Below are 14,633 nucleotides of genomic sequence, written 5' to 3' on the forward strand. Positions count from 1 at the left end.
CAACACCAACAGGACGCAGGAGTATAAATAATGAAAACCGCTTATATCGCAAAACAACGCCAGATCAGTTTCGTTAAATCTCATTTTTCCCGCCAGCTGGAAGAGAAGCTGGGTCTGATTGAAGTTCAGGCACCGATTCTCAGCCGCGTGGGTGATGGGACGCAGGATAACTTGTCCGGATGCGAAAAAGCGGTGCAGGTTAAAGTGAAAACACTGCCAGACGCCCAGTTCGAAGTGGTTCATTCCCTCGCGAAGTGGAAGCGTCAAACCCTGGGACAGCACGACTTCAGCGCGGGTGAAGGGCTTTACACGCACATGAAAGCCCTCCGCCCCGATGAAGACCGCCTGTCTGCCATTCACTCCGTTTACGTTGACCAGTGGGACTGGGAGCGCGTAATGGGTGATGGCGAGCGCCATGTCGGCACGCTGAAATCCACCGTTGAAGCGATCTACGCCGGGATCAAAGCGACCGAAGCGGCCGTAAGCAAAGAGTTTGGTCTGGCACCGTTCCTGCCGGAATCGATCCACTTTGTTCACAGCCAGGAGTTGTTGAGTCGTTTCCCGGATCTGGATGCTAAAGGTCGTGAACGTGCGATCGCCAAAGAACTGGGTGCCGTCTTCCTGATGGGGATCGGCGGTAAGCTGTCGGATGGTAAACGTCATGATGTTCGTGCACCGGATTATGATGACTGGAGCACCATGAGCGAGGGCGAATTTGCCGGTCTCAACGGCGATATTCTGGTCTGGAACCCGGTGCTGGAAGATGCGTTTGAGCTCTCTTCAATGGGGATCCGCGTGGATGCTGATGCGCTGAAACGCCAGCTGGCGGTGACCGGTGATGAAGATCGTCTCACGCTGGAATGGCATCAGGCGCTGCTGCGCGGTGAGATGCCGCAGACCATTGGTGGCGGCATCGGCCAGTCCCGTCTGACCATGCTTCTGCTGCAACTCTCGCATATTGGTCAGGTTCAGTGTGGTGTCTGGCCGAAGCAGGTACGCGAAAGCGTCAGCTCGCTGCTGTAATTAACGCTGCCAGCGTCTGAGCAGGCGGCTACGTAACCCGGTATCAAAGCGCCAGATATGATCGAAGATGCGCATGATGCCGGGTTTTCCATGGGCGGACATCGCCACTGCGTGGAAACGGTGCTGATGCACCCGTTGCAGCTCCTTCACTTTATTCACCACGTCATCCGGCAGCCGCTGGGCAATAAAATCAGAAATCACCACCGCGTCAGCGTCGTACCAGTCGCCGCCCTGCATACGTTCCACAATGCTGCGAAAACAGCTGGCCAGATCGGTACCGCCGCGAAAACGCTGGCTTAAAAAGCGGATCGCCTGCTCAAGCCCCTGTTGATTCGTCAGTTCGTAGCTCACCACTTCGCTGGAAAAGAGCATGATGAAGCAGCGACGTCGATCGGCGAGCGCCACGCGCATCAGCGCCAGGCAGAACGCTTTTGCACACTGTTCGTTGAAACCGCCCATCGATCCGGATGTATCCACACAAACGATAAATGGGCCGCGCGGTTGCTCATCAAAATCCTGATGGACGACCGGACGCTGGCTGATTTTCTCGCGCCAGGCTTCACCGTGCAGGCGATAGGTCAGAAGCTGTTTTTCCACCAGCCGGCGATAAAACTCATATTCCAGCTCGGTCATCCCGAGCATGCTCAGTTCCGTAGGCAGCAGACGTAAAATATCATCGCTTTGCTGGAGCCCATCCACCTGTTCCGGCACGGTGGCCGGTTCCCGCACCAGGGTGCGGAAGGTTTCCATTGGGGCATCCTTCTTTGGGACCGATTTAGCCTCCCTTGAGCGACCCAGCTGTTCCGCAAGCTTCATCAGCTCGGGCTGCTGCGCCAGGAAATCACCATACCGGACAATCAGCTGATAATCCCCACGCCTGATTTGGCCTGCACTCATATCCCAGAGACGTCCGGCGGCGTTTTCATTCTCTACCAGTACCTGCTCCAGCTGACCGCTTAAGGTCATGCGTTCCTGAACTTCGCTGAGTAATTGTTCACGTTCTTCATCCAGCAGCTGCTGGTTCAGCGTCGTGGCCTGCACCACAAGGCTGAGGCGCCAGCGCTGTAAAAAGAGGGTGTGTAGTGCGGGCGTGAAGGTGGCGTTATCGGTGACCAGCGCCCGGGCCTGGCTGGCAAACGGGGAGTGGACTTTATCGAGTAACGTCAGGGTTTGCGGGATCTGAACGATAAACTGCGACGTGGAAAGGCGCTGGCACTGCTGATAGCAGGCCACCTCTTCGGTTAACTCCTGTGGCACTTCGGTCTCTTTAAACCGCTGTCGCAGGTTGTCCCGCCAGCGCGGGAGATCGTCCGTCATCGCTTTTTTTAGCTTCGGGAATTTTTCAAAAAAAGCCGCCAGTTGAGGAGACGCCAGAAGAGTAATGATCACCTCTTCAATCAACCCATCTTCGCTGACGGCCAGCATGACGTTAAGCGTATCCAGCGTTAGCATTGACGAGCCTGTTTGATCTGCGCGCTCACATCCTGCAGGCTGGCTTCAATGCGACCTAACCAGTCGCTGTGAATAAAGAGGCACTTTTGCTGTTCGCTAAAGCGCGTATGTTGCTGATGCCATTCGGTATCCAGCGCCTCCAGTTGCTGTTTGATCTCTTCCGGCACGCTTTCAGAGGCGCTTCCAGGAAGGGCAAGGCGCGATCCCTGCAGGCTTACATCGCGGATCACCAGGTGCTGACTGCTGTCCACTTCCATATTCAAAGGCTGTGCAAAACCAATACCGTTGAGCTTGCCGCGGATCTCTCCACCCTTATCAAGCCACTGGGCCAGCGCGTCACGCTCAAGCGTAATGTGCACCACCTGCATGTCATGGAGTTTAAGCGGCTGCTGAAGAAGCAGCGTCAGCGTTGGGCTGGTCAGCTCAGCGGGCAGTTCGTAGTGCGGTTTACGGGCGAACATGCCGCCAAGACGGTTCACCTTCAGCGCGGTTTTATCACTTTGCTGCTGCTGTAGCTGAATGCGCCGTTGGGCAATCGCCCCAAGCTGGTTAAGCATTGATTGCTGGCCCCAGGCGTGTCCGGTCATCAATATTTCAAGCTGCTGCTGCATCAGATTCATCCCTTCGGCATCGTGCCAGAGGCAGTCTTTCAGCAGGATCAGATCGATAGGGGCAACCGCGTCGCGCCCACTGAACAGGGCGCTGGCCTGCAGCAGACGGATTGCTTTTTTCCAGCGACGGTCGGAAACATAAGGTGCAGAAGGAAGGAGATCGAGCTGCTGACGAAGCTGGTAGATCAGCTCAAAAACCGCGTCCGGCAGTGTGATCTTGCCGATATCCACCTGCCACTGCTGATACTCCTCGTCCGTGACCTGCAGTGACGCGGCTACCGGGTTTTCATTTTCATCCTGCTGGCTGGTCAGCATGGAGCGGAAGTTGGATTTATCCTGCACTTTGTCCAGCCACAGGCGGATCAGCATGCGGTCATACAGTGCTTCAAGGCTGCTGTCAGCCTCGGGAAGTTCGTTCGAGGCGGCCACCAGCAGGCGCATCGGGATTTTCTCTTCACTGGCGCCGTTGCGGAACCGGCGTTCGTTAATCGCCGTGAGCAGGGTGTTCAGAATTGCCGGTCCCGCTTTCCAGATCTCATCAAGAAAAACAATCTCCGCTTCCGGTAGATATCCCTCAGTCAGACGCTGATAACGCCCCTCATCTTTCAGCGCCTGAATGGACAGTGGGCCGAAAACTTCTTCAGGGGTGGAAAAGCGGGTCATCAGGTATTCGAAGGCACGCGCATTCTGGAAGGCGAATTTGAGCCGGCGGGCAATCAGGCTTTTGGCAATGCCCGGAGGCCCAAGCAGAAATACGCTTTCACCGCTCAACGCCGCCAGTAAACAGAGGCGGATGGCGTGGCTACGCTCGAAAAGGCCTTTCTCCAGCGCGCTGCTGAGACGGGAAATTCTTTCTGCTAATAAATGTGAGTGAGCCATAATAGTTTTTGCATCCTTTCGCCGTCGTGGCGGCCAATTGAAGCGAGTATAGACGTTTCAGTCAGGGCTGGTAATAGACTGAAGTGCGGCGCAATTTTCTTTGCGCTACATTAAAGCGGTTGCATTTAGGGGTTCGATTTTGCAACGAATCAGGCATACTGTGCGCTTTTTGTGGACCAAGGGACCAGGAACACATTTGTTATTTAAACGAAAAGACTAGTCTATGAGCACTGATAATAAGCAATCATTACCCGCAATTACGCTTGCGGCGATCGGGGTTGTCTACGGTGATATCGGCACCAGCCCGCTTTATACGCTTCGTGAATGTCTGTCCGGCCAGTTTGGCTTTGGTGTTGAACGCGATGCCGTATTTGGCTTCCTGTCCCTCATCTTCTGGCTGCTGATCCTGGTGGTTTCTGTTAAATATCTCTCCTTTGTCATGCGTGCAGATAACGCAGGTGAAGGCGGGATCCTGACCCTGATGTCCCTTGCCGGGCGCAACACCTCGGCCAGAATGACGTCGGTGCTGGTCATCATTGGCCTGATTGGCGGCAGCTTCTTCTATGGGGAAGTGGTCATCACGCCTGCTATCTCGGTGCTTTCGGCGATAGAGGGGCTTGAGATTATCGCGCCGCAGCTCGATACGTGGGTGGTTCCGCTGGCGATAATCGTCCTGACGCTGCTGTTTGTGATCCAGAAGCACGGTACCGGGCTGGTGGGTAAACTCTTCGCGCCGATTATGCTCGCCTGGTTCCTGATCCTGGCGGCGCTTGGCTTGCGCGGTATCATTGATAACCCGGAAGTGCTTCAGGCGCTGAACCCGTACTGGGCTGTCCATTTCTTCCTCGAATACAAAGTGGTGTCCTTCGTGGCGCTCGGCGCCGTTGTGCTCTCTATCACCGGTGTTGAGGCGCTGTATGCGGATATGGGGCACTTCGGCAAACTGCCTATTCGCCTGGCGTGGTTTATCGTGGTATTGCCCTCTCTGGCGCTGAACTACTTTGGTCAGGGTGCGCTGCTGCTGAAAAACCCGGAAGCGATTAAGAACCCGTTCTTCCTGCTGGCTCCGGAGTGGGCGTTAGTACCGATGCTGATCCTTGCCACGCTGGCGACGGTTATTGCCTCTCAGGCGGTGATTTCCGGCGTGTTCTCTCTGACGCGCCAGGCCGTGCGTCTGGGATATCTCTCTCCCATGCGTATTATTCATACCTCAGAGATGGAATCGGGTCAGATCTACATCCCGTTTGTTAACTGGCTGCTCTATTTCGCTGTGGTGATTGTGATCGTCAGTTTTGAGCACTCCAGCAACCTCGCGGCAGCGTACGGTATTGCGGTGACGGGGACGATGGTGCTGACATCGCTTCTTTCCACTACGGTGGCGTACCGAAACTGGCACTGGAACAAATTCCTCGTGGCGATGATTCTGGTGGGCTTCCTGTGCATCGACGTACCGCTGTTCTCTGCCAACCTCGACAAGATTGTCTCCGGTGGCTGGCTGCCGCTGACGCTGGGTCTGGTGATGTTCATTGTGATGACCACGTGGAAAAGCGAGCGCTTCCGTCTGCTGCGTCGTATGCATGAGCACGGTAACTCCCTGGAGGCGATGATTGCCTCGCTGGAGAAATCACCACCGGTTCGTGTGCCGGGTACGGCAGTGTATATGTCTCGTGCGTTGAACGTTATTCCGTTCGCCTTGATGCATAACCTCAAGCACAACAAAGTGCTGCATGAGCGGGTCATCCTGCTGACCCTGCGCACCGAAGATGCGCCTTATGTTCACAACGTGCGCCGTGTGCAGATTGAGCAACTGTCGCCAACCTTCTGGCGCGTGGTGGCAAGCTACGGCTGGCGTGAAACGCCGAACGTGGAAGAGGTCTTCCACCGCTGCGGCCTGGAAGGCTTAAGCTGTCGAATGATGGAGACATCGTTCTTTATGTCGCACGAGTCGCTCATTATCGGCAAACGCCCATGGTATCTGCGTCTGCGCGGCAAACTGTACCTTATCCTGCAGCGTAACGCCCTGCGTGCGCCTGACCAGTTTGAGATCCCGCCTAACCGCGTGATCGAGTTGGGGACGCAGGTCGAGATTTAAGCTCCTTAAAATGCCGGGTGGCGCTTCGCTTACCCGGCCTACTCATACTCACTATTCCCGCCAAAATTTACGTCTCATTTCACTTAGCGAAACGTTTCGACGCCGATCACAAATCTGTTACGTCACGGTGGTTTTCTGAACACTCTTGAGACTAAACTGATTTTAGCGAAACGTTTCGCTAGTGGAGCAAGAAAATGAAGAAAGGCACGGTTCTCAACTCAGAAATCTCGTCGGTTATTTCCCGTCTTGGGCATACCGATACGCTGGTGGTTTGCGATGCAGGCTTACCGGTTCCGCGCAGCACAACCCGTATTGATATGGCGTTAACGCAGGGCGTGCCCTCGTTTATGCAGGTACTGGAGGTGGTGACCGCGGAGATGCAGGTTGAGTCGGCCATTCTCGCCGCGGAAATCAAACAACATAATCCGCAACTCCACGAAACGTTGCTCAATCACATTGAGCAACTGCAACAACACCAGGGAAACACCATAGAAATTCGTTACACAACACACGAACAGTTCAAACAACAAACCGCAGACAGTCAGGCGGTGATTCGCAGCGGGGAGTGTTCCCCGTATGCGAATATTATTCTCTGTGCTGGCGTCACCTTCTGAGGCCATCATGGACGCATTACTGCAACTTAAAGGGATCGACAAATCGTTCCCGGGCGTAAAAGCCCTTTCTGGCGCGGCGCTGAACGTTTATGCCGGACGCGTGATGGCGCTGGTGGGCGAGAATGGCGCCGGCAAATCCACCATGATGAAAGTGTTGACCGGTATCTATCAACGCGATGCCGGATCACTTTTGTGGCTGGGTAAAGAAACCACCTTCAGTGGCCCAAAAGCCTCGCAGGAAGCGGGGATCGGCATTATTCACCAGGAACTGAACCTGATCCCGCAGCTCACTATTGCGGAGAACATCTTCCTTGGCCGTGAGTTTGTTAACCGGTTTGGCAAAATTGACTGGAAAACGATGTATGCCGAAGCGGATAAACTGCTGGCGAAGCTGAACCTGCGCTTCAAAAGCGACCGCCTGGTGGGCGAACTTTCCATTGGCGACCAGCAGATGGTGGAGATCGCGAAGGTGCTGAGCTTTGAGTCGAAGGTCATCATTATGGATGAACCGACGGACGCCCTGACCGATACCGAAACCGAATCCCTGTTCCGCGTCATCCGCGAGCTGAAATCGCAGGGGCGTGGGATTGTCTATATCTCTCACCGTATGAAAGAAATTTTCGAGATTTGCGACGACGTTACCGTCTTCCGCGACGGGCAGTTTATTGCCGAACGCGAAGTGGCGACGCTGACAGAAGACACGCTTATCGAAATGATGGTGGGACGCAAGCTCGAAGACCAGTACCCGCATCTCGACAAAGCGCCGGGTGAGATCCGCCTGAAGGTGGACAACCTCTGTGGCCCGGGCGTGAACGATGTCTCCTTTACCCTGCGCAAAGGAGAAATTCTTGGCGTGGCGGGGTTGATGGGCGCGGGCCGTACCGAGTTGATGAAAGTACTCTACGGTGCGCTGCCGCGCACCAGCGGTTATGTCACCCTTGATGGCCATGAAGTCGTCACGCGCTCCCCGCAGGATGGACTGGCGAATGGCATTGTCTATATTTCTGAAGACCGTAAGCGCGACGGCTTAGTGCTCGGCATGTCGGTAAAAGAGAACATGTCTCTTACCGCCCTGCGTTATTTCAGCCGCAGCGGCGGCAGCCTGAAACACAAAGATGAACAGCAGGCAGTCAGCGATTTTATCCGCCTCTTTAACGTCAAAACCCCGTCGATGGAGCAGGCGATTGGCCTCTTATCCGGCGGGAATCAGCAAAAAGTGGCGATTGCGCGCGGGCTGATGACGCGCCCGAAAGTGTTGATCCTCGACGAGCCAACCCGCGGCGTGGACGTGGGCGCGAAGAAAGAGATCTATCAGCTGATTAACCAGTTTAAGGCCGATGGTCTGAGCATCATTCTGGTCTCTTCCGAGATGCCAGAAGTATTAGGCATGAGCGATCGCATAATCGTCATGCATGAAGGGCATCTCGGCGGTGAATTCACTCGCGAGCAGGCCACCCAGGAAGTTCTGATGGCTGCCGCTGTGGGCAAGCTTAATCGCGTGAATCAGGAGTAAGAAGATGACTACCCAGGCTGTTTCTGGTCGCCGTTATTTCACAAAGGCATGGCTGATGGAACAAAAATCGCTGATTGCCCTGCTGGTGCTGATCGCGATTGTGTCGACCATGAGCCCCAATTTCTTCACCGTTAATAACCTGTTCAATATTCTGCAGCAGACGTCGGTGAACGCCATTATGGCGGTCGGGATGACGCTGGTGATTTTGACCTCGGGTATCGACCTGTCCGTCGGTTCCCTGCTGGCGCTCACCGGTGCGGTTGCTGCTTCAATTGTCGGGATTGAGGTCAACGCGCTGGTGGCTGTTGCCGCTGCGCTGGCGCTGGGTGCGGCGATTGGTGCTGTCACCGGGGTTATTGTGGCGAAAGGTCGTGTTCAGGCGTTCATTGCGACACTGGTCATGATGCTGCTGCTGCGCGGTGTCACCATGGTGTATACCAACGGCAGCCCGGTGAATACGGGCTTTACCGATAACGCCGATCTGTTTGGCTGGTTCGGTATCGGCCGCCCGCTGGGTGTTCCTACCCCGGTCTGGATCATGGCTATCGTCTTCCTGGCTGCGTGGTACATGCTGCATCACACCCGTCTGGGCCGTTATATCTATGCGCTGGGCGGTAACGAAGCGGCAACGCGTCTGTCCGGTATCAGCGTCAATAAAGTGAAAATTATCGTTTACTCACTGTGCGGTTTGCTGGCCTCTCTGGCGGGCATCATCGAAGTGGCGCGCCTCTCTTCCGCGCAGCCAACGGCGGGTACGGGGTATGAGCTTGATGCCATTGCGGCAGTGGTTCTGGGCGGTACGAGTCTTGCGGGCGGTAAAGGTCGCATTGTTGGGACATTGATCGGCGCACTGATTCTCGGTTTCCTGAATAATGGTTTGAATTTGTTAGGTGTTTCCTCCTATTACCAGATGATCGTTAAAGCAGTGGTGATTTTGCTGGCGGTGCTGGTAGACAACAAAAAACAGTAACTGACGACACTACAGGACATCTTAGATATGAACATGAAAAAACTGGCTACCCTGGTTTCTGCTGTCGCGCTGAGCGCAACCGTAAGTGCTAACGCCATGGCGAAAGATACCATCGCGCTGGTTGTCTCCACGCTGAACAACCCGTTCTTCGTCTCCCTGAAGGATGGCGCACAAAAAGAAGCGGACAAACTGGGCTACAACCTGGTGGTGCTGGATTCACAGAACAACCCGGCGAAAGAGCTGGCGAACGTTCAGGACTTAACCGTTCGTGGCACCAAAATTCTGCTGATCAACCCAACCGATTCTGACGCCGTGGGTAACGCCGTTAAGATGGCAAACCAGGCGAAGATCCCGGTGATCACCCTGGACCGTCAGGCGACGAAAGGCGACGTTGTAAGCCACATCGCATCTGATAACGTGCTGGGCGGTAAAATCGCGGGTGACTACATCGCGAAGAAAGCAGGCGAAGGCGCGAAAGTTATCGAACTGCAGGGGATTGCCGGTACGTCTGCAGCCCGCGAGCGTGGCGAAGGTTTCCAGCAGGCGGTTGCGGCTCACAAATTTAACGTGCTGGCCAGCCAGCCTGCCGACTTCGACCGCACTAAAGGTCTGAACGTCATGCAGAACCTGCTGACCGCGCACCCTGACGTGCAGGCGGTGTTCGCACAGAACGACGAAATGGCGCTCGGCGCGCTGCGTGCCCTGCAGACTGCAGGTAAATCTGATGTGATGGTTGTCGGATTTGACGGCACACCAGATGGAGAAAAAGCGGTAAATGATGGCAAACTGGCGGCGACCATCGCTCAGCTGCCTGAGCAGATCGGCGCGACTGGCGTGCAGACTGCCGACAAAGTGCTGAAGGGCGAAAAAGTTCAGGCTAAATATCCAGTTGACCTGAAACTGGTCATCAAGCAGTAAAAAGGCGATTCAGGCAGTCGCTGGCTGCCTGAGGGACACCAATAAAGAAAAGTGTGGCATACGCCACCGGGTAACACCGGTGGCGCTCTCAGATGGACAGCTCAACCATGAAAACCGCAGGCAACCTCGTCGTCCTTGGCAGTATCAATGCCGATCACATTCTTAACCTTGAATCCTTCCCGACGCCGGGCGAAACCGTCACCGGTAACCATTACCAGGTGGCATTTGGCGGTAAAGGTGCCAACCAGGCGGTTGCAGCAGGACGCAGTGGGGCAAATATCGCGTTTATCGCCTGCACGGGTGATGACGATACCGGCGAGCGCGTGCGTAAACAGCTCGCCAGCGATAACATCGATGTTGCGCCAGTCAGCGTTGTTGCAGGGGAATCGACCGGCGTGGCGCTGATTTTCGTCAACGCGGAAGGTGAGAATGTCATCGGTATTCATGCTGGCGCGAATGCCTGTCTTACGACGGAACGCGTTGAAGCACAGCGCGAGCTTATTGCCAGTGCCGACGCGTTACTGATGCAGCTGGAATCGCCCGTGGAAAGCGTACTGGCGGCCGCTGACATTGCGCATCAAAATCATACCACTGTCGTACTTAATCCTGCGCCTGCCCGTGTACTATCAGATGAACTGCTGGCGCGGGTGGACATCATTACGCCGAACGAAACCGAAGCGGAAAAACTGACGGGCATTCGTGTTGAAAATGATGATGACGCAGCGCGTGCCGCGAAAGCGTTGCATGATAAAGGTATCGGCACCGTTATCATTACCCTCGGCAGCCGCGGCGTGTGGGCAAGCGTAAATGGCGAAGGCCGTCGCGTGCCGGGCTTTAAGGTCAAGGCGATTGACACCATCGCGGCAGGCGATACGTTTAACGGAGCATTGGTGACAGCGCTGCTGGAAGGAAAGGGAATGGACGATGCTATCCGCTTTGCGCATGCTGCTGCGGCTATCGCCGTCACGCGCAAAGGTGCCCAGCCCTCCGTTCCATGGCGTAAAGAGATCGATGAATTCTTAAGTCAGCAGGGGTAACGCTTGGCCACAATGAAAGATGTCGCCCGCCTGGCGGGCGTTTCTACGTCGACAGTCTCCCACGTCATTAATAACGATCGCTTCGTCAGCGAGGCGATTCGGGAGAAAGTTGAAGCCGCAGTTAAAGATCTCAACTATGCGCCGTCTGCGCTGGCCCGCAGCCTGAAGCTCAACCAGACGCGCACCATTGGCATGCTGATCACCGCCAGTACGAATCCCTTTTATTCTGAACTTGTTCGCGGTGTGGAACGCAGCTGCTTCGAACGTGGCTACAGTCTGGTGCTGTGCAATACCGAAGGGGACGAGCAGCGCATGAACCGTAATCTGGAGACGCTGATGCAAAAACGCGTCGACGGGTTACTGCTGCTGTGTACCGAAACGCATCAGCCCTCGAAAGAGATCATTCAGCGTTATCCGTCTATCCCCACGGTGATGATGGACTGGGCGCCGTTCGACGGTACCAGCGATCTGATTCAGGATAACTCCCTGCTGGGCGGAGATATGGCAACCCAGTATCTGATCGACAAAGGCCATACCCGCATCGCCTGCATTACCGGTCCGCTGGATAAAACCCCGGCGCGTCTGCGTCTTGAAGGGTACCTTTCCGCGATGGCTCGGGCGGGACTCGCGGTTCCGGAGGGTTACCGTATTACCGGTGATTTTGAGTTTCATGGCGGTTTTGAGGCGATGCAGACGCTGCTGGCGCAGACACCGCGTCCGCAGGCCGTCTTTATTGGCAACGACGCCATGGCGTTTGGAGCATATAAGGCATTGTACCAGGCGGGATTGCGTGTTCCGGACGATATGGCGGTGATTGGTTATGATGATATCGAACTGGCCAGCTACATGACCCCGCCGCTGACCACGATCCATCAGCCAAAAGATGAACTGGGTGAGCTGGCCATTGATGTACTGATCCACCGAATGGCGCAGCCCACGCTGCAGCAGCAACGTCTGCAGCTTACTCCTGTTCTGATGGAACGGGGTTCGGTTTAGCTTTTGTTTTGTGGCGTTCTTTAATCAGGTTCCGGCCATCTTTTGGTTTTAACAGCATAAAGACCAGCGCTGAAATCACGGTAAGTAAGCCCATCGTGATAAACGTATAGTGGAACTGCTCGACGGTGTTCGCGCTGTCAAAACCTTCATAGAACCGCAGTACCGCCGCACTGACGGCCACCCCGAGACTGATCGATAACTGTTGAGTCACCGCCAGCACGCTGTTGCCACTACTGGCGTTGTCGTCAGTCAGATCCGCGAGAGTAATCGTGTTCATTGACGTGAATTGCGTCGACATTGCCATACCCAGCACAAACAACGGCAGAATTAGCATCCAGACCGGCAGTGAAGCCGATTGCAGGGAGAACTGCGCAATCATCAGTCCGATAAAAACCGTTACGCCAACCAGCGTCTTCCGATAGCCAAACCAGCGCAGCACCTGGGTGACGGTCGATTTTGCCAGTATCGATCCCATGGCGGTGGGCGCCATCATGCAGCCGGCAATCAGCGCCGGATAGCCGAAACCCACCTGCAGCATCAGTGGCATCAGAAACGGTACGCAGCCCGTCCCCAGGCGCGAGGCGATATTCCCGGCGATACCTACCGAGAAAGTACGCGTATTAAACAGAGACAGCGAGATCAGCGGTGTCGGGTGACGGCGTGCATGACGTATATAAAGAAGGAACAGCAAAATACCGCTGAGAATGACGGACAGCGCAAGCCATGTCGCCACAATCTTTTCACCAAACAACTCCATCCCGCTGGAGAACAATACCAGGCTCAGACCAAACAAGAAAAAACCACCCATATCGAAACTGCGTCTTGGCGTGGTGAAGTTCGGCATATATTTGCGGGCATACAGCAGTCCCGCTACGCCAATTGGAATGTTAATCAGGAAGATCCAGTGCCAGCTGGCCCAGGTGACAAACACACCGCCGAGCACCGGGCCAAGTATCGGGCCGACCAGTCCGGGCATGGTGACGAAGTTGAGCACGGGAAGCAATTCACTGCGCGGATAGGCGCGCAAGAGTGCCAGGCGCGCCACGGGCATCATCATCGCACCGCCAATCCCCTGCAGGACGCGGAAGATAACCAGTTCGGTCAGAGAGGTTGATAATGCACAGGCCAGCGAACCGAGCGTGAAGAGCGTTACGGCCAGCATAAACACGCGACGGGTGCCGAAGCGATCGGCGAGCCAGCCACTCACCGGGATCAGCATCGCAACCGTCAGGGTGTAACTGATGATGGCGGACTGCATCGCCAGCGGCGACCGGTTAAGGCTTTGCGCAATAGCGGGAAGCGCGGTGTTGAGAATGGTGGCATCCAGTGCCTGCATAAAGAACGCCATGGCTGCAATCCATGGCAGTCCGGCCATGCTGCGTGCTTTTTTCTGTGTCATTTATTCACCTGCTGGTGGGTTGGCGCGGCCAGTAACGCCTGACACGCGCTCAGGGCTCGTTGCCCGTCGCTCTCCTGAATGGCATCGACAATAGCCTGATGCAGATCCAGCTTCACCACTTCGTCTTGTGTAATAGAGGTAAAGTAGGTGTGGTACACCGAATGGAATAAAGAGGCAAAGGAAGTCAGGAACGGATTGGCGCTCATCATATAGATATGTTCATGCCAGGCCATATCGACCTCAACCCAGCGTTCGCGGTTGAAATGTTTTTTCAGGAATACCATCTCTTCCATTAAGGTGTTGAGCTGCGCTTTTTGTTCTGCTGTCCCGAGCGTGGCGGCAAGCAGGCAGGCCTGAGGCTCAAGACTGCTGCGCATTATCAGAAAGTGATCGACGACCTGATTGAAGTTGTCTTTTGTCATCCACCAGGAGAGAAGCTCCTGATCGAGGAAGTTCCAGTTGCTTTGTGGCATCACCCGCGTGCCAATACGCGGACGCGGAAGCACCATGCCTTTTGCTGTTAAGGTTTTGACGGCTTCGCGAACGGCGGTACGACTTACGCCAAACTGCTCGCCCAGCTCCATTTCACCCGGCAGGATGCTACCCGGGGCATATTTACCCGCTAAAATCAGCTGAGCCAGCTTTTCTGCCAGCACATATGACAGGTTTTTTTGGGCTGCCAGCTGTTGTGCGCTCAATGGCATTGCTTTTATTCCTTAATGATTCTTGCTGATAAGTATGCCACCGTGAATGTGATTGTGGTTGCAGAGACATCAAATAGAACACTTTGTAGCTTGATTTCATCGCTGTTGGTGAAAAAAAACACGGACGGAAACTTTTTTTAAATTTCCTCTTGTCACTTCAGAATAACTCCCTATAATGCGCCTCCACTGACACGGAACAACGGCACACACGCCGCCGGGTCAGCAGAGAAAAGCAAATTAAACGCTTGACTCTGAAGCGGGAAAGCGTAATATGCACACCCCGCGCCGCAGCGAAAACGAAGCGGCACTGCTCTTTAACAATTTATCAGACAATCTGTGTGGGCACTCAAAGTGACATGGATTCTTAATGTCCTCGGACACTAAATGAATACCAAGTCTCAACGAGTGAACACGTAATTCATTAC

At 54.9% G+C, this 14,633-nt stretch carries 12 protein-coding genes; 8 read left to right on the forward strand and 4 right to left on the reverse strand.

Features of this window, described 5'->3' with window-relative positions:
* Positions 1-30 precede the first annotated feature (30 nt).
* Entirely contained in the window at positions 31-1,023 is a 993-nt protein-coding gene (asnA, locus tag ACTJJI_RS17425) for an aspartate--ammonia ligase (protein WP_063412907.1), read from the forward strand.
* Here the strand turns inward: asnA and viaA are convergent, their stop codons facing one another.
* Positions 1,024-2,475 (reverse strand): ATPase RavA stimulator ViaA, encoded by a 1,452-nt coding sequence (viaA, locus tag ACTJJI_RS17430; RefSeq protein ID WP_440654980.1) that lies wholly within the window; start codon positions 2,473-2,475, stop codon positions 1,024-1,026. It abuts the gene before it with no gap.
* Entirely contained in the window at positions 2,469-3,965 is a 1,497-nt protein-coding gene (gene ravA, locus ACTJJI_RS17435; protein WP_063412908.1) for an ATPase RavA, read from the reverse strand. Before ravA ends, viaA begins: the two co-directional genes overlap by 7 nt.
* Positions 3,966-4,188: 223 nt before the next feature.
* Between ravA and kup the strand changes: the two genes are divergently transcribed.
* The 7 genes from kup (at position 4,189) to rbsR (ending at position 12,105) form a co-directional block, all read left to right on the forward strand.
* On the forward strand, positions 4,189-6,057 hold the full coding sequence (gene kup / locus ACTJJI_RS17440; RefSeq protein WP_014833820.1) for a low affinity potassium transporter Kup: 1,869 nt from the start codon (positions 4,189-4,191) through the stop codon (positions 6,055-6,057).
* Positions 6,058-6,251: 194 nt separating this feature from the next.
* Positions 6,252-6,671: a D-ribose pyranase gene (rbsD, locus tag ACTJJI_RS17445; RefSeq protein WP_014833819.1), complete on the forward strand. Its 420-nt coding sequence runs from the start codon at positions 6,252-6,254 to the stop codon at positions 6,669-6,671.
* A gap of 7 nt (positions 6,672-6,678) precedes the next feature.
* The gene (rbsA, locus tag ACTJJI_RS17450; protein WP_014833818.1) at positions 6,679-8,184 is read left to right on the forward strand and encodes a ribose ABC transporter ATP-binding protein RbsA; all 1,506 of its coding nucleotides are present in this window, start codon (positions 6,679-6,681) and stop codon (positions 8,182-8,184) included.
* A 4-nt stretch (positions 8,185-8,188) separates the two neighbouring features.
* Entirely contained in the window at positions 8,189-9,154 is a 966-nt protein-coding gene (rbsC, locus tag ACTJJI_RS17455; protein WP_163281546.1) for a ribose ABC transporter permease, read from the forward strand.
* 27 nt (positions 9,155-9,181) lie between these two features.
* The gene (gene rbsB, locus ACTJJI_RS17460; protein ID WP_003862397.1) at positions 9,182-10,072 is read left to right on the forward strand and encodes a ribose ABC transporter substrate-binding protein RbsB; all 891 of its coding nucleotides are present in this window, start codon (positions 9,182-9,184) and stop codon (positions 10,070-10,072) included.
* A gap of 107 nt (positions 10,073-10,179) precedes the next feature.
* Complete coding sequence (gene rbsK / locus ACTJJI_RS17465; protein WP_047360607.1) at positions 10,180-11,109, forward strand: ribokinase; 930 nt, start codon at positions 10,180-10,182, stop codon at positions 11,107-11,109.
* Between the two features lie 3 nt (positions 11,110-11,112).
* Entirely contained in the window at positions 11,113-12,105 is a 993-nt protein-coding gene (rbsR, locus tag ACTJJI_RS17470) for a ribose operon transcriptional repressor RbsR (protein WP_014833815.1), read from the forward strand.
* Here rbsR and mdtD read toward each other — a convergent pair.
* Entirely contained in the window at positions 12,071-13,504 is a 1,434-nt protein-coding gene (gene mdtD, locus ACTJJI_RS17475) for a multidrug transporter subunit MdtD (protein WP_440654985.1), read from the reverse strand. The two genes, rbsR and mdtD, sit on opposite strands and share 35 nt — an antisense overlap.
* Entirely contained in the window at positions 13,501-14,208 is a 708-nt protein-coding gene (locus ACTJJI_RS17480) for a FadR/GntR family transcriptional regulator (RefSeq protein ID WP_014833813.1), read from the reverse strand. Before ACTJJI_RS17480 ends, mdtD begins: the two co-directional genes overlap by 4 nt.
* Positions 14,209-14,633: the final 425 nt, after the last annotated feature.

This window comes from Enterobacter sp. 22466, assembly GCF_052044775.1.
In the GTDB taxonomy this organism is placed as follows: domain Bacteria; phylum Pseudomonadota; class Gammaproteobacteria; order Enterobacterales; family Enterobacteriaceae; genus Enterobacter; species Enterobacter dissolvens.

Coding starts and splice junctions, on each gene's coding strand:
- rbsB (WP_003862397.1), top strand. CDS start 9,182: ATGAACATGAAAAAACTGGCTACCCTGGTTTCTGCTGTCGCGCTGAGC.
- rbsA (WP_014833818.1), top strand. CDS start 6,679: ATGGACGCATTACTGCAACTTAAAGGGATCGACAAATCGTTCCCGGGC.
- kup (WP_014833820.1), top strand. CDS start 4,189: ATGAGCACTGATAATAAGCAATCATTACCCGCAATTACGCTTGCGGCG.
- ACTJJI_RS17480 (WP_014833813.1), bottom strand. CDS start 14,208: ATGCCATTGAGCGCACAACAGCTGGCAGCCCAAAAAAACCTGTCATAT.
- rbsC (WP_163281546.1), top strand. CDS start 8,189: ATGACTACCCAGGCTGTTTCTGGTCGCCGTTATTTCACAAAGGCATGG.
- ravA (WP_063412908.1), bottom strand. CDS start 3,965: ATGGCTCACTCACATTTATTAGCAGAAAGAATTTCCCGTCTCAGCAGC.
- rbsK (WP_047360607.1), top strand. CDS start 10,180: ATGAAAACCGCAGGCAACCTCGTCGTCCTTGGCAGTATCAATGCCGAT.
- mdtD (WP_440654985.1), bottom strand. CDS start 13,504: ATGACACAGAAAAAAGCACGCAGCATGGCCGGACTGCCATGGATTGCA.
- rbsD (WP_014833819.1), top strand. CDS start 6,252: ATGAAGAAAGGCACGGTTCTCAACTCAGAAATCTCGTCGGTTATTTCC.
- viaA (WP_440654980.1), bottom strand. CDS start 2,475: ATGCTAACGCTGGATACGCTTAACGTCATGCTGGCCGTCAGCGAAGAT.
- asnA (WP_063412907.1), top strand. CDS start 31: ATGAAAACCGCTTATATCGCAAAACAACGCCAGATCAGTTTCGTTAAA.